At 63.2% G+C, this 17,872-nt stretch carries 17 protein-coding genes and 1 tRNA gene; 12 read left to right on the top strand and 6 right to left on the bottom strand.

The features are described 5' to 3' along the window. Positions 1–36 precede the first annotated feature (36 nt). Complete coding sequence (locus AC2TZ7_RS14240; protein ID WP_489864731.1) at positions 37–648, bottom strand: thioredoxin family protein; 612 nt, start codon at positions 646–648, stop codon at positions 37–39. Between the two features lie 482 nt (positions 649–1,130). Here AC2TZ7_RS14240 and AC2TZ7_RS14235 point away from each other — a divergent pair, with 482 nt between their 5' ends. Then, positions 1,131–1,577 (top strand): NUDIX domain-containing protein, encoded by a 447-nt coding sequence (locus tag AC2TZ7_RS14235; RefSeq protein ID WP_165756955.1) that lies wholly within the window; start codon positions 1,131–1,133, stop codon positions 1,575–1,577. Positions 1,578–1,674: 97 nt separating this feature from the next. Here AC2TZ7_RS14235 and acnA read toward each other — a convergent pair whose 3' ends face one another. Beyond that, on the bottom strand, positions 1,675–4,425 hold the full coding sequence (gene acnA / locus AC2TZ7_RS14230) for an aconitate hydratase AcnA (RefSeq protein ID WP_489864730.1): 2,751 nt from the start codon (positions 4,423–4,425) through the stop codon (positions 1,675–1,677). 307 nt (positions 4,426–4,732) lie between these two features. Between acnA and AC2TZ7_RS14225 the strand changes: the two genes are divergently transcribed. The 6 genes from AC2TZ7_RS14225 to AC2TZ7_RS14200 all read left to right on the top strand — a co-directional run bounded on the left by AC2TZ7_RS14225 (position 4,733) and on the right by AC2TZ7_RS14200 (position 8,770). After that, positions 4,733–5,575: a DUF1223 domain-containing protein gene (locus tag AC2TZ7_RS14225; RefSeq protein ID WP_489864729.1), complete on the top strand. Its 843-nt coding sequence runs from the start codon at positions 4,733–4,735 to the stop codon at positions 5,573–5,575. Positions 5,576–5,779: 204 nt separating this feature from the next. After that, positions 5,780–6,133, top strand: a complete 354-nt coding sequence (rpsF, locus tag AC2TZ7_RS14220; protein ID WP_489864728.1) for a 30S ribosomal protein S6 — start codon at positions 5,780–5,782, stop codon at positions 6,131–6,133. A 22-nt stretch (positions 6,134–6,155) separates the two neighbouring features. Continuing rightward, positions 6,156–6,380, top strand: a complete 225-nt coding sequence (gene rpsR / locus AC2TZ7_RS14215) for a 30S ribosomal protein S18 (RefSeq protein WP_038073027.1) — start codon at positions 6,156–6,158, stop codon at positions 6,378–6,380. Positions 6,381–6,392: 12 nt separating this feature from the next. Next, complete coding sequence (rplI, locus tag AC2TZ7_RS14210; RefSeq protein WP_489864727.1) at positions 6,393–7,019, top strand: 50S ribosomal protein L9; 627 nt, start codon at positions 6,393–6,395, stop codon at positions 7,017–7,019. A gap of 209 nt (positions 7,020–7,228) precedes the next feature. Beyond that, a complete protein-coding gene (locus AC2TZ7_RS14205; RefSeq protein WP_489864726.1) occupies positions 7,229–8,392 on the top strand; it encodes a YihY/virulence factor BrkB family protein in 1,164 nt (387 codons plus the stop codon). An 87-nt stretch (positions 8,393–8,479) separates the two neighbouring features. Then, complete coding sequence (locus AC2TZ7_RS14200) at positions 8,480–8,770, top strand: hypothetical protein (RefSeq protein ID WP_078520921.1); 291 nt, start codon at positions 8,480–8,482, stop codon at positions 8,768–8,770. Between the two features lie 109 nt (positions 8,771–8,879). Here AC2TZ7_RS14200 and tig read toward each other — a convergent pair whose 3' ends face one another. The 3 genes from tig to AC2TZ7_RS14185 all read right to left on the bottom strand — a co-directional run bounded on the left by tig (position 8,880) and on the right by AC2TZ7_RS14185 (position 11,857). Beyond that, entirely contained in the window at positions 8,880–10,208 is a 1,329-nt protein-coding gene (tig, locus tag AC2TZ7_RS14195; protein WP_489864725.1) for a trigger factor, read from the bottom strand. A gap of 513 nt (positions 10,209–10,721) precedes the next feature. Next, positions 10,722–11,654, bottom strand: a complete 933-nt coding sequence (locus AC2TZ7_RS14190) for a hypothetical protein (protein ID WP_489864724.1) — start codon at positions 11,652–11,654, stop codon at positions 10,722–10,724. A 119-nt stretch (positions 11,655–11,773) separates the two neighbouring features. Next, a tRNA-Leu gene (locus tag AC2TZ7_RS14185) sits at positions 11,774–11,857 on the bottom strand. A gap of 179 nt (positions 11,858–12,036) precedes the next feature. On the opposite strand from AC2TZ7_RS14185, the gene AC2TZ7_RS14180 reads away from it, so the two are divergent. Next, the gene (locus tag AC2TZ7_RS14180) at positions 12,037–12,570 is read left to right on the top strand and encodes a Hint domain-containing protein (RefSeq protein WP_489864723.1); all 534 of its coding nucleotides are present in this window, start codon (positions 12,037–12,039) and stop codon (positions 12,568–12,570) included. Between the two features lie 307 nt (positions 12,571–12,877). Next, positions 12,878–13,513 (top strand): Crp/Fnr family transcriptional regulator, encoded by a 636-nt coding sequence (locus AC2TZ7_RS14175; protein ID WP_489864722.1) that lies wholly within the window; start codon positions 12,878–12,880, stop codon positions 13,511–13,513. Between the two features lie 6 nt (positions 13,514–13,519). Here the strand turns inward: AC2TZ7_RS14175 and AC2TZ7_RS14170 are convergent, their stop codons facing one another. Beyond that, complete coding sequence (locus AC2TZ7_RS14170) at positions 13,520–14,275, bottom strand: Crp/Fnr family transcriptional regulator (protein WP_489864721.1); 756 nt, start codon at positions 14,273–14,275, stop codon at positions 13,520–13,522. Positions 14,276–14,490: 215 nt separating this feature from the next. Between AC2TZ7_RS14170 and AC2TZ7_RS14165 the strand changes: the two genes are divergently transcribed. The 3 genes from AC2TZ7_RS14165 to AC2TZ7_RS14155 all read left to right on the top strand — a co-directional run bounded on the left by AC2TZ7_RS14165 (position 14,491) and on the right by AC2TZ7_RS14155 (position 17,814). Further along, entirely contained in the window at positions 14,491–14,676 is a 186-nt protein-coding gene (locus AC2TZ7_RS14165) for a hypothetical protein (protein WP_489864720.1), read from the top strand. 75 nt (positions 14,677–14,751) lie between these two features. Further along, complete coding sequence (locus AC2TZ7_RS14160) at positions 14,752–16,155, top strand: surface lipoprotein assembly modifier (RefSeq protein ID WP_489864719.1); 1,404 nt, start codon at positions 14,752–14,754, stop codon at positions 16,153–16,155. Between the two features lie 505 nt (positions 16,156–16,660). Further along, positions 16,661–17,814, top strand: a protein-coding gene (locus tag AC2TZ7_RS14155) for an IS3 family transposase (protein WP_489864349.1) whose coding sequence is annotated in 2 segments (ribosomal slippage) — positions 16,661–16,913 and positions 16,913–17,814 — 1,155 coding nt in all. Because the reading frame shifts where the segments join, the coding sequence is not laid out codon by codon here. Positions 17,815–17,872: the final 58 nt, after the last annotated feature.

Here is a 17,872-nt window from a genome sequence, read left to right as displayed (position 1 = left end):
GCCCGTGCAATCGCGCGGGCCGTTTTAATTTGGGCCTTACCAGACGTCCGGGTCGATGCCCTTCGCGCTGAGTTCCGAGAACTTGTCCTGCAGGAAGCGCTGGAACGGCTGATCGGCATAAGCGCCGCTGGCCACGTATTCGAGCCCCGACAGATGGTGGAAGGGCTTGAAATAGCCCGGCATTCTGAAGGCTTCGGCCTCGCGCACGGATTGCGCGCCTGCGCTCGCCGCCGGGATCAGCACCTGCGTCGGCGTGAAGTTCACCGCCCATTTCTGCGCCAGCGCGCGCTCTTCCAGCGCCTCGCCGTCGAAATCGGTGACCTCGCGCGCACCCCAGAGATCGAGCTGCACGACCATGTAGCTCTTCTCGATCAGCCCGGTGATCTCGGGCCGCTCGAAATTCACCAGATGCATCTCGCGGCAATAGGGGCAGCCGCGCTGCTCGAAGAGCACCAGAAGCCCCTTGCCCTGATCGGCGGCCTCCTGAAGGTCCTCTCCCAGATCGAGAAAGCCCTCGTGGAAGAAGGGCTGCTGATAGAGCCCGCCATCGCCCATCACCGCCTCGGCCTGCACGGGCCGCGCGCCTCCCAACGCACCTCCCGCCGTCATCGCCCCGACTGTCAGGGCCAACATCTCGCGTCTGTTCATCGCGTCGTCCTCCCTTCTTGAGAGGCCGAGTATAGCACAGGCCGGGCGAATGGCGGGAATTCCGCGCCGAGGGCCGCGCCCGACCTCGGGTGGGCGCTTCGCTCCGCATGTGACCGGGCCCTTTATCTCGCAAGTCCGAATGTAGGTTGTGCCCGCGATGACGTCGCCAATGCGCCCTCCCGGGGGGAGGTCGGGCGCGGCCCGGGGCTGGTCGCCCGGGCGTTGAGCAGGCCGACCCGTAACGAAAATGGGCTGGCCGCAAGACGTGTTGGCTCGCTCCATGCCCGCAACAGGAGGTTCATCACGCCTTTCTGCGGACCGGTTTCGGAGAACCTCAACGGCTACATCCGTTGGCTGGAGCTGAGGTTGGCGGGCGCATTGCCAGATGACGTGAAACGAGTTTCATAGAAAGATGCCGGCGATGGCCTTTGTCGACGTCCATTCCGCCTATCAGGGCGTGCTCACGGGAGTTAGTTAGACGAATGACTGCAAGTTCTTACATTTCAACGTTGAGATCAAAGATTGGCAACGATCTTCTCTTGATTCCGAGTGTGGCGGCGCTCATTCACGATCGGCACGGACGGCTGCTTCTTCAAAGAAAAGCTGGCCCGGAAGGTTGGAGCCTTCCGGCCGGAGGTATTGAGCCTGGCGAAACTCCGAACGATGCCCTTCGGCGCGAAGTGCTCGAAGAAACTGGCGCGAAAGTCCTCAAGGCTGACGTCGTATCAGTTTTGGGCGGAGAAGCATTTCGTTACCGATACCCCAACGGGCACTTGGTGGAATATACGGTGATCGTCTTCAAATGCGCAGTGGCACCGACGGATTCTCCCTGCATTGATTCAGAGACCGAGGAGCTTCGATACTTTTCGGCAGCTGACATGCCAAATCTTGCGCTTCCCTATCCCAAGGCGCTCTTGTTTTCAGGGTAACATTTATCCGCTGAGTAGACCGGCACGCATTGCGGACATTCCAAACGAAAAAGGCCCCGCGCTCGCGGGGCCTTCTCCAATCTCGTGACCGTCAGCCTCAGGCTTTGGCGAGGTTGCGCAGCACGTAGTGCAGCACGCCGCCGTTCTTGAGGTATTCGATCTCCACCGCGGTATCGATCCGGCTCTTGAGCTTGATCTCCTTGGTGGTGCCGTCCTTGTAGGTGATGGTGCAGGGCACGATCGACTGCGGCTTGATTTCGCCTTCCAGACCTTCGATCGAGACCTCTTCCTCACCGGTCAGGTTCAGATCCTTGCGGGTCTGGCCTTCGGTGAACTCGAAGGGGATCACGCCGAAGCCGACGAGGTTCGAGCGGTGGATACGCTCGAAGCTCTCTGCGATCACGGCCTTGACGCCGAGCAGGTTGGTGCCCTTCGCCGCCCAGTCGCGCGAGGAGCCTGCGCCGTATTGCTCACCACCGAAGATCACCAGCGGCTTGCCGGCTTTCTCATAGGCCATCGCCGCGTCGAAGATCGAGGTCTGCTCGCCATCGGGGCCCTTGGTGAAGCCGCCCTCGACGCCGTCCAGCATCTCGTTCTTGATGCGGATGTTGGCGAAGGTGCCGCGCATCATGACTTCGTGGTTACCACGGCGCGAACCGTAGCTGTTGAAGTCCTTCGGCGCGACCTGACGCTCGACCAGGTATTTCCCGGCCGGGGTGTCGGGCTTGAACGAACCCGCCGGCGAGATGTGGTCGGTGGTCACGAAGTCGCCCAGCACGGCGAGGATACCCGCGTCCTTGATGTTCGAGATCGTGCCAGCTTCCGGCGACATGCCTTTGAAGTAGGGCGGGTTCTGGATGTAGGTCGACTGCGGCGGCCAGTCATAGGTTTCGCCGCCTTCGACTTCCACGCCCTGCCACTTCTCGTCGCCTTTGAAGACATCGGCGTATTTCTCGATGAACTTCTCGCGGGTGACGACCTTCTCGACGAGATCGGCGATCTCCTTGTCGGAGGGCCAGATGTCTTTCAGGTAGACGTCCTTGCCGTCCGGCGTCTGCGCGATCGGGTCGCTCGACAGGTCGATGTTCATGTCGCCGGCCAGCGCGTAGGCCACCACGAGGGGCGGGGACGCGAGGTAGTTGGCGCGCACGTCGGGCGAGATCCGGCCTTCGAAGTTCCGGTTGCCCGAGAGCACCGAGGTCGCGATCAGGTCGTTGTCGTTGATCGCCTTCGAGATTTCCGGCTGGAGCGGACCCGAGTTACCGATACAGGTGGTGCAGCCGTAGCCCACGAGGTTGAAGCCCACCGCGTCGAGATCTTCCTGAAGGCCAGCGGCTTCAAGATATTCCGACACGACCTGCGAGCCAGGGGCCAGCGAGGTCTTCACCCAGGGCTTGCGGTTCAGGCCCAGTTCACGCGCCTTGCGCGCCACGAGACCCGCGCCGATCAGCACGTAGGGGTTCGAGGTGTTGGTGCAGGACGTGATCGAGGCGATCACCACCGAGCCGTCGCGCAGCTCGTAATCTTCACCTTCGACCTTGGCGGTTTTGCCGATCGTCACCGATTTGGTCGCGATCGGGCCTTCGTCGGCCATGTTCTTGGCATCCGACGAGATGTCGATGCCGCGATAGTCGGCCACGACGTTCTCGAAGGCGTCGGCGGCTTGGGTCAGAGCGACATAGTCCTGCGGACGCTTCGGGCCCGAGATCGCCGGAACGATGGTGTTCATGTCCAGTTCGAGCGTCGAGGAGTAGACCGGCGCGTAATCCGCGTCGCGCCACATGCCGTTTTCCTTGGCATAGGCTTCGACCAGCGCGATGCGGTCCTTGTCGCGGCCCGTCTGCTCGAGATAGCGCAGGGTCTCGTCATCGACCGGGAAGAAGCCACAGGTCGCACCGTATTCGGGCGCCATGTTGGCGATGGTCGCGCGCTGAGCCAGCGGCAGGTTGTCGAGGCCGTCGCCGTAGAATTCGACGAACTTGCCGACCACGCCGTGGGCGCGGAGCATTTCGACGACTTTCAGCACGAGGTCGGTGCCGGTGGTGCCTTCGACCATGGAGCCGGTCAGCTTGAAGCCCACGACTTCCGGGATCAGCATCGAAATCGGCTGGCCGAGCATGCCGGCTTCAGCTTCGATACCGCCCACGCCCCAGCCGAGAACGGCCGCGCCGTTGACCATGGTGGTGTGGCTGTCGGTGCCCACGAGCGTGTCGGGGTAAGCGACTTCCGTGCCATCCTGATCCTTGTCGGTCCAGACGGTCTGGGCGAGATATTCGAGGTTCACCTGGTGGCAGATGCCGGTGCCCGGCGGAACCACGCGGAAGTTCTCGAACGCGGTCTGGCCCCACTTGAGGAACTTGTAGCGCTCGATGTTGCGCTCGTATTCGCGGTCGACGTTCATCTGGAACGCGCGCGGGTTGCCGAATTCGTCGATCATCACCGAGTGGTCGATCACGAGGTCGACGGGCACGAGCGGGTTGATCTTCTGTGCGTCGCCGCCAAGACCCTTGATGCCGTCACGCATCGCGGCGAGGTCGACCACGGCCGGAACGCCGGTGAAGTCCTGCATCAGCACGCGGGCGGGGCGGTAGGCGATCTCGCGCGGGTTCTTGCCGCCTTGCTCGGCCCATTCGCCGAAGGCTTTGATGTCGTCGGTCGAGATCGTGAAGCCGTTATCCTCGAACCGCAGAAGGTTCTCCAGAACCACCTTCAGCGAGGCGGGCAGCTTCGAGAAATCACCCAGGCCAGCCTCGGTGGCGGCGGGGATCGAGTAATAAGCATAGGTCTTCGAGCCGACGCTGAGTTCGCGGCGGGTCTTCGCGGTATCCTTACCGGTAACGATGGGCATGAGAATGGCCTCCCTTCAAGGGTCCTAAGGGTGTCGCTGGCGTGTGTTTGCCCCAAGCGCGCGATCCGTTCAAGAGGGTCGGGGCATTTTTAGTATACCATTGCACACAAAAACGCGCGACTGGAGCGACCCTGCGTCAGTTTGAACCGCGCTTGGGCCTTATACGTTGGACATATATCGTTTCGCGCGCCCGGACAGAAAGAAATCTCTCAAAACATTGATTAGGCATGGTCAGAGCAGAAACGCTAGGTATAAAGACGGCGAAGTGAGGAGTGTTTTTCGAGTGCGCGCAGGACGTTTGACCGCGATGGGAGCTGCTTTCGCCGCAGGGCTGGTAAGCTTTGCGGAATTTGCGTCTGCCCAAGGGGCAGCCGACGCGCCGCCCGGGATGCGTCTCAACGCTTCCGAGGCGCTTCTCGACCAGATGGCCTCCGAGAAATCCGACACGCCCGCGAAGCCGAACCCCGTGGCGCCCGATCCCGACACCGAAGGCGAGCACGACCCGGTCGTGGTCGAGCTTTATACCTCGCAAGGCTGCTCGTCCTGCCCGCCGGCGGATGCGCTCTTGAAGGAGCTCACGGATCGGGACGATGTGATCGCGCTGGCGCTGCATGTCGATTACTGGGACTATCTCGGCTGGAAGGATCCCTTTGGAAAGCCTGAGTTTTCCGCCCGGCAGAAATCCTACGCGATCGCCGCGGGCGAGCGCACGGTCTACACCCCGCAGATGATCATCGCGGGCCGCGAGGCCCTGATCGGGCCGCGGGAAGCGGCGCTCGATGCCGCCATCGCACGCGAGAGCGACGCCCATCCCGAGGTCGATCTGAAGGTCACGGGGAAGGGCGATCATTACGAGATCGCGCTGAGCCCGGTCGATAAGCTGGAGACGCCCGCGATGGTGCAGCTCGTGCGCTACAAGCCCTCCGCCACGGTCGACATCCTGCGCGGCGAGAATGCCGGGCGCACGGTGACCTACAAGAACATCGTCACCAGCCTGACCGGCATCGCCGAATGGGACGGGCGCGCGCCGGTGACGCTCTCGGTCGATCTCGACGGGGACGCGCCCGCCGTGGTGCTCGTGCAGGAGACCCGCCCGAGCGAACACGGCCCGCTGCCCGGTCCGATCCTCGCCGCAGGTCATCTCGACTGACCGGGCCGGGTCGAACTGCGCCGAGCCTTTGAGGGCAGGGCGCAATCGCCCCTTCGGCACCCTGATTTTTCCTTGCATCCAGATGCGCATCCCGTATAAGGCCGCATCTTCCGCGTTTGCTATGAACCGGCGGAGCCTCTCGTGTTGGGTTGCGGAAGTGTCAGACGCCCAACTTTGAAGCCGCCTCGAAATACAGGAGTTCGCATGCCGCTTTACGAGCATGTCCTCATCGCGCGTCAGGATCTGTCCAACGCGCAGGCCGAAGGCCTTGTCGAACATTTCTCCACGGTCCTGTCGGACAACGGCGGCAAAGTCGTCGATTCCGAATACTGGGGCGTGAAGACCATGGCCTACAAGATCAACAAGAACCGCAAGGGCCACTACGCCTACCTGCGCACCGACTCCCCGTCGGCGGCCGTGCAGGAAATGGAGCGTCTGGCCCGTCTGCATGACGACGTGATGCGCGTCCTGACCATCAAGGTCGACGCCCACGAAGAGGGCCCCTCGGTCCAGATGCAGAAACGTGACGAACGCGACAACCGTCGCGAGCGCCGTTGATCGGTAGACAGGAGTAGACACCATGGCAAAACCGTTTTTCCGCCGTCGTAAGGTCTGCCCGTTCTCGGGTGAGAACGCGCCGAAGATCGACTACAAGGACACCCGTCTTCTGCAGCGCTACATCTCTGAGCGCGGCAAGATCGTCCCCGCCCGCATCACCGCCGTTTCGGCGAAGAAGCAGCGTGAACTGGCCCGCGCGATCAAGCGCGCCCGCTTCCTCGCCCTGCTCCCCTACGCCGTGAAATAAGGAGACCGACCGATGGAAGTGATCCTTCTCGAACGCGTGGCCAAGCTCGGCCAGATGGGTGACGTCGTCACCGTCAAAGACGGCTTCGGCCGTAACTACCTGCTGCCGCAGGGCAAGGCGCTGCGCGCCAACGAATCCAACATCAAGAGCTTCGAAGAGCGCAAAGCGCAGCTCGAGGCCCGCAACCTCGAAACCAAGAAAGAAGCCGAAGCTCTGGCGTCGAAGCTCGACGGCGAGACCTTCGTCGTGATCCGTTCGGCTTCGGACGGCGGCAACCTCTACGGTTCGGTCACCACCCGCGACGCGGCGAACATCGCCTCCGAGCAGGGGTTCACGGTCGACCGCAAGCAGGTCATCATCCGCCAGCCGATCAAGGTTCTCGGCCTGCATGACGTCGAAGTGCACCTGCACCCCGAAGTCGTCGCCGAGATCCAGCTCAACGTCGCACGTTCGCCCGAAGAGGCCGAACTGCAAGCGTCGGGCAAGTCGATCCAGGACGTGGCGGCCGAGGAAGAGGCTGCAGCCGAATTCGAGATCGCCGAACTGTTCGACGATATCGGCGGCGCGACCTCCGACGACGACGATGGCGGCCCCGTTGCCACCCCCGAGGCGGCAGCCGAAGAAGAAGACAAGGCCTGATCGGCCACGTCGGTTCTTCAGCCGGAAAGATAGTGAACCGCGCCTTTCGGGGCGCGGTTTTTTCATGCTTGCCTGTTGGGGCGCTTCTGTCGAAATATGTCTAATGACATAGTGGGTGCCCGGCGCGCGGCGCGGACCCCGGAACCGCGTGCCGCAATCCGGCGTTGGCCCCTAAATAGCCCTCAGGGCTTTGAAAACAGGGGACATGCATGACGAAACGATCGGGGCAGGGCCCACGCGACGACGCATCGAGCCGACGCGACCGGCTTGTGCAGGCGGGGCTTCTGGGTTTCGGCGTCTATCTCATGTGGCGGCGCTATCAGGACGATCGACAGGCCGCGCTCCACGGGCCCACGGAAGGCCGCAGCGCTCGCGATGTTCCCGCGACCCGCACCGACCGCTACGACCGGCCCGCCGACCGCGCACTGGGACGTCAGGCGGAAAGCCCGTTCGAGATCCCCCGCGCGGGCTGGAAGGCCATCGCCAAACGCGCTTACGGCCAGATCGACGACGACCGGGTTCTGGCCGTCGCTGCCGGCGTGACCTTCTACGCATTGCTCGCGCTCTTTCCCGCGTTGACCGCAACCGTCTCGATCTACGGCATTTTCGCGGACCGCCAGACCATGCTGCAAGACCTCGATGCGCTCAAGAACGTCATCCCGCCCGAGGCGCTGAGCCTGATCCGCAACCAACTGGAGCAGCTGATCGGGTCCAGTTCGAACGCGCTCGGCCTCGCTTCGATCTTCGGCGTCCTTCTGGCGCTCTGGTCGGCCAATGGCGGCGCGAAGGCGATGATCGGCGCGCTCAACGTGGCCTATGGCGAGAAGGAGCGGCGCAGCTTCGTGCGGCTCAATGCCTTCGGGCTGGGCATGACGATCACCGGGATTGTCATGGTCTGCGCGTTGATCCTCGTGGCGGCGGTGCTGCCCGTGCTGCTCGATTACATTCCGATGGGCGGGGCGCTGGATGCGGTGCTGCGCTGGGGGCGCTGGCCGGTGATGGCGCTGGTGCTGATGGGGATGCTGATGCTGCTCTATCGCTTCGCGCCCGCACGCAACGCGCCGCGCTGGGTCTGGGTGATGCCGGGGGCGATCGTGGCGTCGATCCTGCTGCTGATCGTCTCGGCGGGGTTCTCCTTCTACACTTCGAACTTCGCGAATTACTCGAGCACCTATGGCTCGATCGGCGCGGTGGTGGTGCTGATGATGTGGATCTGGCTCTCGATGACGGCGGTGCTTCTGGGGGCGGAGATCAACTCCGAGGCCGAACATCAGACCGCGCAGGACAGCACCGTCGGCGCGCCGCGTCCCTTGGGTGGCCGCAATGCCGTGGTCGCCGATGCGGTGGCGCCAGCCCCCGCGCGCAAGGGCTGAGCGCGGAGGGGCGCGCGAAACGAGCCTCAAAATCGCCGTTTTTACAGGAAATCCTGTCCGGGCAAGCAACCCTGACGAGGCCCTGCCATGCGGCTGTTTTCGATCCTGCACTTCGCGCTGACCCACACGATCCTCGTGACGGGCGGGCTTTTGTACCTGCACGATCCCGAAGGCGCGCGCGACCGGCTCGCATCGGCGGGCGAGGTGCTGCGCACGGCGATCTATGACCGGATCGAGCCCGGTAATCCCGCGGCGGATCGCACCGCGTCCCTGCATGTGGATCGCGCGGCCCAGAAGCTGCGTGAGGTCGCGACCGCGACCGATCTTCCCTCGCTGATCCCGAATGCGAAATTCCTGAAAGTGCCGACTGCGGAGTGAGGCGCGAAGAGAGTAGCGGCGGGCGCGACCCGCGCCACCTCCAATCCACGAACGCAAAAGGCCGCCCCGAGAGGCGGCCTTCGCTAGTGCTGGGCTGAGCGCCCGAAGATCACAGCTCGTCGAGCTTCTCGATCTCTTTCTGCAGGTCTTCCTTGGAGACTTCCTTGTCGTCCACATTGGCTTCGCCAGCGATGTAGTCGACAACCTTGTCTTCGAAGAGCGGCGCGCGCAGCTGCTGCTGCATCTGCGGGTTCTGCTGCACGAATTCGAAGAAGGCGCGCTCCTGACCCGGGTACTGACGTGCCTGGTTCATAATCGCCTGGGTCATCTCGGCGTCGGAGACCTCGATCTCCTGCTTGCGGCCGATTTCGGCGAGCAGCAGGCCAAGACGCACGCGGCGCTCGGCGAGGGTGTTGTGCTCGTCGGTGGTCTCGATCTCGCCGTGGTCATGGCCGTGATCGTCGGGGTTCTCTTCGTGATAGAGCTGGTGCGCGATCTGCTTGGCCTCGGCTTCCACGAGCGAGGGGGGCAGGTCGAACTTCACCTGATCGTCGAGCTGGTCGAGCAGGCCGCGCTTCATCACCTGACGCGCTGCGCCCTGGTATTCGGCTTCCAGACGCTCTGCGACCTGCGCTTTCAGCGCGGCGAGGTCTTCGGCGCCGAACTGCTTGGCCATCTCGTCGTCGATCTCGGCAGCCTTCGGCGCCTTCACTTCGTGGACCGTGCACTTGAACAGCGCTTCCTTGCCCGCGAGATGCTCCGCGCCGTATTCGGTCGGGAAGGTCACGGTCACTTCGACGTCGTCACCGGCGCTCGCACCGGTCAGCTGCTCTTCGAAGCCCGGGATGAACGAACCCGAACCGATTTCCAGCGGGTAGCCTTCGCCCTTGCCGCCTTCGAACGCTTCACCGTCGACGAAGCCTTCGAAGTCGATCACGACCTGATCGCCGTTCTCGGCCTTGCCTTCTTTGGTCTCGAAGTTCTTGGCGGTGGCGGCGAGGCTTTCCAGCGCTTCGTTCACTTCGCCTTCGTTGGCCTTCACGACCAGACGCTCGAGCTTGACGCCCGACAGATCGACGTCCGGGATGTCCGGCAGCGCTTCGTACTCGACGGTCACGATCACGTCGTCACCCTCTTTCCAGTTCTCGCCGTCCTTCATCTCGATCTTCGGCTGCATCGCGGGGCGGTCGCCGGTCTTCTCGAAATGCTCGCTCATCGCGCCGTCGACCGATTCCTGCATCGCTTCGCCGAGGATGCGCGGGCCGAATTGCTTGCGCAGCATCGCCATCGGAACCTTACCCTTGCGGAAGCCCTTCATCTCGATCTCGGGCTGCGCTTCGGAAAGCTTCGCGGTGACCTTCTCGTCGAGTTCCTTGGCGGTGATGGTGATCTCGTAGCCGCGCTTGAGGCCGTCGTTCTGGGTCTCGGTGACCTGCATGGTTTGTCCTTTGTCTCTGGGCGCCGCGCGGATCGCGGCCGGTTCTCGAATTTCAGGCGTCCTTCTATTGAGCCTCAGCCATGGTGGCAAGGCGAAAAGGGGCTGCGGGGCGGCCTCCGGGCGGTGAAATACGCGCGCGGGCGGGCGCGTGCGAGGAGATGCCGGGAACACAGGATCGAGAGCGGGCAGGGCGGGCGCTGACAAAGCGGCGCAAGGCGCGGGGCGCGGCTGCGGCGGATCGGGAGGGAAGTTGCAGCCGGGACGCACCACCCCACAATGGTCGCCCCGGCCGCGAATCCGGGATTGCGCCGAACGGGCGCGTCGTCGTGATCTCTCGCCGCTTCGGCGGATCCGCCCCCTTGTTTGCGGAACCCAAGCGAAGACGTCACGATCTCCCTGAAGGACCACTCTAAGCCGGAAGTGTTTGAAACTCAGCGGTCATTTTCGGACAGATCGAGTCTTTGCGGCCCGTGTTGCGCCCCGTGTCGCGCTCGGAAAACCGCTCTCTCGTCCTCAGGCGACAGCGTGCCAGCCACGCTCGACGCATTCGAACTTCACCGCCTGCCTGCGGAAATGGTCGCGCACGAACCCGGGCGAGAGCCAGAGCCGACCCCGCCTGCGCGGCAATTCCCACCCAAGGTGGCCCGCCTCTTCGGCCTTCTGGATCATTCGCTTGATCTTCGAGACCGAAATCAGGAACTGCTCCGCCAGCGCGGCGATGCTGACCGGTTCGAGATAGATGCGCCCGTCTGTCTCGCGCAGGTCGGTGAGCATGCGGATCAGCGCATGGAGCAGGATGCCGCCGGTGTCGGAGCCGAGGAAATGCGCCATCGAAGGCGGCGGCGCGCGCCATTCCGGATCGGCGCGGATGATCTCGACCATGTGCCGCTGCATCGCGAAGGGAAGATCGGGATCGCCCCGCGCCGCTGCCAACCGCGCGCCGCCGTCGAGCATATCGAGGCAATGCAGATGTCCCTCGCACCAGCGCCGCATCCCCTGTTCGGCCATGAGCGTGGTGGTGACGGGTCGCAGCCGCCGGTCGCCCTTGGGCTCGGAGGGCGGGGCGAGCAGGCCATGCACCTCCATCTCGCCCAGATACTGGCTCAGCGTCTTGCGGTTGATCTCCACATGGGGCGTCAGCGCCGCAAGAAGCCGGCCCGGTGTCAGCTCCGGCGCGTCCGGCCCCGTCTTCGCCTGCATCGCCAGCGCGAAACTGGTCTGGCTGACGAGCCAGCGCCGATGCGAGGCCATGTGCCGCGCGATCCGCGGCGTCTGCGCCTGCACGTCGAGCAGCATCGTCGCCACCACTTTCTGCGCGGCGAAGAATTTCGGATCGGTGGCGATCGCGTCGCGGCTGAGCGCGTGGCTGGAATTGGGGGAGCGCGAGCCGGACTCCGGCGCGTTCTCGACAGGCCGCCGGGGCGGCATTTGCGGGCCTTCGACCATCACGCCTCCCACGCTTTCGGTCACCAAAGCGGGGGCGTAGCAGGCCCGCGCAGCCATCCGAAATTAGCACGCTCGCGTGATAAGGCGAGGGTATCTTGTGATATTCCGCAAGTGGGGAGTGGTGCGGGTGAAGGGACTCGAACCCCCACGCCAAAGGCGCCAGAACCTAAATCTGGTGCGTCTACCAGTTCCGCCACACCCGCATCAGGGGCGTAATAGCAACAGCCTGAGGGCTCGGAAAGAGGAAGATTCGATTTTGCTCGTCTTAACGCGATGGTGAGGGTTAGCCTTTATCCAAAGGCGCGTCAGACGCCGAAGTTACGAGTAGGCAAGAGCAGGTATCGCCATGGGACAGGCACCAGGGCGGGGGGATGGCATGGCCATGCTCCGCCAGATAATCGAATCCAATCCACGCCACGCATTGCCGGGCCCGGCCGGCCCGGTCGTGACAGAGCGCGCATCGCCGCCCGAGGCGCGCAGGCCGAAGCCGGATCTCAGCGCGGGGATCGCCGCCGGGGCGCGGGTCTACACGCTGGACGGGGCCATCCCGATCGAGTTTCTCGAACCCGGCGACCGGATCGTGACCCGTAGCGGGACATGCAAGCTCAAGGCGTTGCGGGCGGGCGATTATGTGGGCGCGCTGATCCGCATCTCGCCGGGCGCGCTTGGCCATGACCGACCCGGGGCTCCGCTTCTGGTTGCAAAGGGCGCGCAGCTGATGATGCGCGACTGGCGGGTGCAGGTGATCTACGGCAAGCGCGAGGCGCTCCTGCCCGCGCAGTCGGTCGTCGACGGGCACTACGTCACGCTGGGCCAAGGCCGCGCGCGGCTCTTCGTGCTGGAATTCGAGACGCCCGAAGTGATCTATGTCGACGGTGTGGAAATGGCCGCCGCAGTGGCAAGCGTCGACGCCTGATCCACGCGGAATTCTCGACAATTTCCATAAGTCTCAGGGGGTTGCGAGGTATCTTCTCGTCACATCTGCGATAGTGATTTGACATAAACGCACCTAATCACGCGGATGTGTTGACAGTCTGATATGTCATTTGCATAGTCTTATTACGCACTAGGGGACGAGTACGCAGTTTTGCTGCGAGACGTGTGGGTAAACCTGTTCGGAGGCTGTGATGACGGCACCTTTGCGAAATGCAGAGGCGATCTTGCATTGCGCAGGTTGCAACGGGCGCAACCAAGGCGTGTGCGGGTCCCTCTCGGATCGAGCCTTGGCTCGGGTCGTGGAGCAGGCGCGCACGATTACCTGCGCGGCCAATGAGCGGCTTTGCGACGAAGATGTAACTTGCAACCATATCGCGCTGGTTCAGCGTGGCATGTTGCGGATGCAGAGCCATTCGCTCTCGGGGCGACGCAAGATCACCGGTCTCGTCGTGCCGGGCGACAGCGTCGGGCAGATTATCAACGGAACGCGCGACTCCGCGATCGAGGCCGTGATCGACACGGAACTTTGTCTGTTCGAGACGGCGCGTTTCACGCAGCTGATCGATCAGGAGCCCGAATTGCGTCGGGCGCTGTGTCATCAGGCGGAAAGCTGGATCCACAAGGCGCGGCGGCTGAGTTGGCTTCTTGGGGCCTGCGGGCCGACCGACCGGCTGCGCGTGCTGCTTCTGCTCTCGCGCAATATCATGCCGTGGCAAACCCTGCCCAAAGGGGGCGGCATGTTGACGATGTTGCTGCCGCGTCAGGATATCGCCGATCTGATCGCCACGACGCAGGAGACGGTCAGCCGGTCGTTGCATCAGTTCCAGAAGGGCGGGCTGATCGACATCCTGAATTCCCGACAGTTCCGGCTGAACGATCTCGACGCCTTGGCCGAGGGGCTGGAAGAGTTTCTCGAAGGCTGAGCGCGCTCAGTCGTCGCGCATCTCCAGCGAATTGCCCGAGATGTCGATCAGCGCCGCGAGATCCGCAAGCTCGATATCGTAAGGGGTGACGAGACGGATCGCGCCCCTGCGCTCGAGCTGATGGAATGCCCGGCTCAGTGATTCCGGCGAGGTGCCCAGCAGATGGGCGATATCGACCCGCTTGATATGGATATGCAGGCGCAGCTGGACAGGCTCATGCGCGGTGCCTTCGGGCGTGCGGTATTTGTGCCGGCTCAGGATGATCAGGAGCGAGGCCAGCCGCTCGACGACTTTCGAGCTGCCCAGCACCATGACCCATTCGCGCGCGGCATCAAGTTCGTCGAGGATGCTCAGCAGAAGCAGCCGTTCCGCCTCATGCGAGCGGCTGATGATCGCTTCGAATTTCTGCCGGTCGCAGGTCAGAACCGCGCCACCGCTGAGCGCTTCGATCCGGTAGCCGGAGGGCCCGTTGAAGGCGCGTCCGAACATATCCGATGGCGTGATCAGCCCGATGATGTGGCGATGCCGGTCCTGCAGCGTTTTCGACATGGCGAGAAAGCCGTCGGTGACGAAGCCGATCCGGTCCGCAACCTCGCCGTCCTCGATCAGCACATCGCCCGGCGAGAAGCGGATGATTTGCCAAAGGGGTAACATCTCGGTGCGAAGATCGGGCGGCAACGCATTGAGAAGGCGTTGCAATTTGCCCTGCGCCAAGGCGCCCTCAAGCTCTATCGGCTCCCCGGCTTTCGAGTGCTCGTTCATCGCGTTTCGCCTCCCTGTCGCGTGAAAGAGTCTAATCACGCTCGGAGGGGGATGCGAGGGGTGGAGCCCGAAAAGCCGCGTTTTCGCCGGTCTTTTCATCGCCCTGTCGCAAGATTTCGCAGGAAAAAACGTGATGCGCAGTTAGCACGTTGATCGGCATCAAAGAATCACGCTGAATAGTCACGGTAAAATAACCTGCAACAAAGGAGAGACAGATGAAAAACCTGCTTATCATTCTTGGCGTGACTGCGGCTCTGGCTGGCTGCGAAACGATGACCGGTCCGGCAGCGACCGACATGAACGACGAAGCGATGATGGCTCCGGCTGGCACCTCGACGGACACGACCTCGGGCACCCATACGCAAGACCAGGACCGCTCGCGCGATCAAGCGTCGCAGTAACCTGATATGGGCGGTGAGGGGCCTTGGCCTCTTGCCGCCCGTTTCGTCTGGTCGCTTGGCGTCAAAGGGGTGACGATGACCGAATTCGATACCGGCGGGCGCAGGTTGCAACGCGCACGGCGTATTCTGCGTGGCGGAGCGATTGCTCTGCTGCTTTGCGTTTTCGGATCCGGTCCCGTGGCCGCAGAGGTTCCGGTCGTCGATGCGATGACGGACGCGGCGCTGTTGCAGGTTCTGCGTTCGGGCGATTGGAACGCCGCGGAGGCTGCGGCGCGCGCACGTCTGGCGCGCAATCCCGACGATGTGGCCGCGCTCGTCGTGCTGGCGCGGGCGCTTCGTGCGCAGGGCGACCCGGCGGGGGCGAAGGCGGCGGCCTCCCGCGCCAATGCGCAGGCCCGGACACAGCAGGAAAAATACGTCAGCGCGGTCGAGATGGCGGCGGCGAATTACGATCTCGGTCATCCGCTCGCAGCCCAGCTTTGGCAACGCCGCGCAATCGAAATGGCGCCGAACGACGCCGTGCGCGCCTCGAGCGTGCGGGATTATCGCGCGCTTTCCGCGGCCAGCCCGTGGAGCTTCTCGGTGAATTTCGACGCGGGCGCGTCGAGCAATGTCAACAATGGCAGTCTCGCGGATACGGTCGATATCGGCGGCATCGATTTCACGCTCAATCCCGATGCCAAGGCGCTGTCGGGCTACGAGATTTCGCTGTCGTTGAAGGCACGCTACAAATTCGCGGGTCTGGGGGAGCTGCCCGCGAGCTTCGGCGCGCAGGTCTATACCAAGCAGGTGATCCTGTCGGGCGATGCGACGGACAGCGTGCCCGATGCGCGCGGCTCGGATTACGCGTTCAGCGCGATCGAGACGACGCTGGGGCAGGCGCTCAGCCCGGCCGATGCGCCGCTGCGCTATCGCTTGGATCTTCTCGCGGGCAAGAACTGGTATGGCGGCGACGATCTGAGCAATTATCTGCGGCTTTCGGGGAGCGCGCAGTGGGGCGATCCGCGCCGCGCGCTCACGCAGGTGACGCTTTCGGGCGAGCGGCAGCTGCGCCTCGACAGTTTCCGCAATTCGGCGACGATCCTCACCACGAGCCTGAGCCATCAGCGGCAGCTCCGGTCGGGCGATCGGCTGGGCCTGTCCTTCGCCCTGCGCGATGCCACCTCCGAGGCGGTCGAGATCGATCATCAGGCGGTGCTGGCGGGCGTGTTCTACGATTTCTCCAAACGGCTGGCCGGCACCGTCACGGTCGGCGCGGCGCTGGAACTGGAGCGGCGCGACTATGATGCGACGCTCTACGGGCCGGGGGCGCGTCACGATGTGCGCGGGCGGCTGGCGCTGCAATTCGGGTTCCCGAAGCTCGAATTCTACGGCATCTCTCCGACGCTGCGACTGGAGGGGGAAGAGACCCGCTCCAATGTCGATTTCTACGACAGCTCGCAGGTGAAGCTCCGGCTTGGGCTGCGGTCGAATTTCTGACCTTTCGCACCGGCGCGAGAGGTCTTTTCCCCCTGCAAAGATGCCACGTCTGCGACCGAGAAATCACGTCGCCGGACTGCTTAGGGTTTCATTGACACATATCAATGCGAATCACGAGGCATTCACATGAATGTGACTCGCGGTGAACGGTATTTTCGCAGCGAAATCAGGTCGATAGGCCTCATTTTTCTGACCGGACGCCACTGAACGCGGGGCCGTGACGGATGAGAGGCAGGCAAGTGCCTGAGGGTTCGTCGGTTCGCTCATATGCAAAAAGGGGACGCAGACATGGCGACACAGATTGACCCAAGCAATGTCGACGACTGGGACGAGCCGCTGAACACAGATCCGATGTTTCGCTCGTCGCATGTTTTCAGCACGGCGGATATTACGGTGACTTTCGACGGGATGACGGTCGGGAACTCTGAGCTACCCCCTGAAATTCGGACACTGACATAAGCTACGATTTGCAGTCTGCTGATCTTCGACGAGAAGGAGATCAGAGATGTCGAAACGCAAGCAGCACGCGCCCGAGTTCAAGGCAAAGGTCGCGCTGGAAGCCCTGAAGGGTGAAGAGACAGCGGCCGAACTGGCGAGCCGGTTCGGGGTGCATCCGACGATGATCCATCAATGGAAGCGGGCCCTGCTCGAAGGCGCGTCCGGCGTGTTCGAGCGCGGGGGCCGCAAGAAGCCCGAGATCGACGAGGAGCAGGTGAAGGAGCTCCACGCCAAGATCGGGGAGCTGGCGGTGGCCAACTCTTTTTTGGAACGAAAGCTGAAGCCCTGGGGCGGGAAGTGAGGCGCGGCATGATCGAGCCTCACCACCCGGACCTGTCGATCGGCCAGCAGTGCAAGCTGCTGTCGATCGCGCGCTCGTCTTTCTACTACACCCCCAAGGGCGAGACCGAACAGAACCTCGGCCTGATGCGACGGATCGACGAGCAGTTCCTGGAGACCCCGTTCTTCGGCGTCCGGCAAATGACCTGGCATCTGCGTAACGACGGACACTTGGTGAACGAGAAGCGGATACGGCGACTGATGCGCCTGATGGGGCTGATGCCGATTTACCAGAAGCCCAACACCAGCAGGCCCGCAAAGGGCCACAAGACCTATCCCTACCTGCTGCGAGGTCTGCGAGTGGATCGCCCGAACCAAGTCTGGTGCTCGGATATCACCTACCTGCCCATGAGGCGCGGATTTCTATACCTCGTTGCGATCATGGACTGGCACACGCGAAAGGTCTTGGCCTGGCGGATCTCGAACACGCTGGAGGCCGACTTCTGCGTCGAAGCGCTGAACGAAGCCGTCCACAAGTTCGGCCCGCCCGAGATCATGAATACCGATCAAGGGTCTCAGTTCACGTCCTTCGCCTGGACGGACACGCTGCGTCGATCCGGCGTGCGCATATCGATGGATGGGAAAGGCCGCTTCCTGGACAACATCTTCATCGAGAGGCTGTGGCGCACCCTGAAATACGAGTGCGTCTACCTGCACGCTTGGGAGACAGGATCGGAGACGAAGGCGGCCATCCGGAAATGGATGACCTTCTACAACCACCAGCGCCCTCACTCAGCCCTCGGCGGCAAGCCACCGGCGCTGGTGTATTGGCAGAGAAATGATATCAACCAACCCGGTCAGCAGGTGCAACGAGTAGCTTAATTTACGTCAGATCCTGTCCAAGAGATGGGGAGTAGCTCACTCCGAAGACCCGCAGGCG

The organism is Thioclava sp. ISO4 (assembly GCF_058105145.1).
The sequence above is the reverse complement of the archived record's forward strand: the minus strand, read 5'-3'. Positions and strand labels throughout refer to the sequence as shown.

What these genes read in the sequence shown, in the direction of transcription:
- AC2TZ7_RS14240 (WP_489864731.1), bottom strand. Translation starts at nt 648, where the DNA reads ATGAACAGACGCGAGATGTTGGCCCTGACAGTCGGGGCGATGACGGCG.
- AC2TZ7_RS14235 (WP_165756955.1), top strand. Translation starts at nt 1,131, where the DNA reads ATGACTGCAAGTTCTTACATTTCAACGTTGAGATCAAAGATTGGCAAC.
- acnA (WP_489864730.1), bottom strand. Translation starts at nt 4,425, where the DNA reads ATGCCCATCGTTACCGGTAAGGATACCGCGAAGACCCGCCGCGAACTC.
- AC2TZ7_RS14225 (WP_489864729.1), top strand. Translation starts at nt 4,733, where the DNA reads ATGGGAGCTGCTTTCGCCGCAGGGCTGGTAAGCTTTGCGGAATTTGCG.
- rpsF (WP_489864728.1), top strand. Translation starts at nt 5,780, where the DNA reads ATGCCGCTTTACGAGCATGTCCTCATCGCGCGTCAGGATCTGTCCAAC.
- rpsR (WP_038073027.1), top strand. Translation starts at nt 6,156, where the DNA reads ATGGCAAAACCGTTTTTCCGCCGTCGTAAGGTCTGCCCGTTCTCGGGT.
- rplI (WP_489864727.1), top strand. Translation starts at nt 6,393, where the DNA reads ATGGAAGTGATCCTTCTCGAACGCGTGGCCAAGCTCGGCCAGATGGGT.
- AC2TZ7_RS14205 (WP_489864726.1), top strand. Translation starts at nt 7,229, where the DNA reads ATGACGAAACGATCGGGGCAGGGCCCACGCGACGACGCATCGAGCCGA.
- AC2TZ7_RS14200 (WP_078520921.1), top strand. Translation starts at nt 8,480, where the DNA reads ATGCGGCTGTTTTCGATCCTGCACTTCGCGCTGACCCACACGATCCTC.
- tig (WP_489864725.1), bottom strand. Translation starts at nt 10,208, where the DNA reads ATGCAGGTCACCGAGACCCAGAACGACGGCCTCAAGCGCGGCTACGAG.
- AC2TZ7_RS14190 (WP_489864724.1), bottom strand. Translation starts at nt 11,654, where the DNA reads ATGGTCGAAGGCCCGCAAATGCCGCCCCGGCGGCCTGTCGAGAACGCG.
- AC2TZ7_RS14180 (WP_489864723.1), top strand. Translation starts at nt 12,037, where the DNA reads ATGCTCCGCCAGATAATCGAATCCAATCCACGCCACGCATTGCCGGGC.
- AC2TZ7_RS14170 (WP_489864721.1), bottom strand. Translation starts at nt 14,275, where the DNA reads ATGAACGAGCACTCGAAAGCCGGGGAGCCGATAGAGCTTGAGGGCGCC.
- AC2TZ7_RS14165 (WP_489864720.1), top strand. Translation starts at nt 14,491, where the DNA reads ATGAAAAACCTGCTTATCATTCTTGGCGTGACTGCGGCTCTGGCTGGC.
- AC2TZ7_RS14160 (WP_489864719.1), top strand. Translation starts at nt 14,752, where the DNA reads ATGACCGAATTCGATACCGGCGGGCGCAGGTTGCAACGCGCACGGCGT.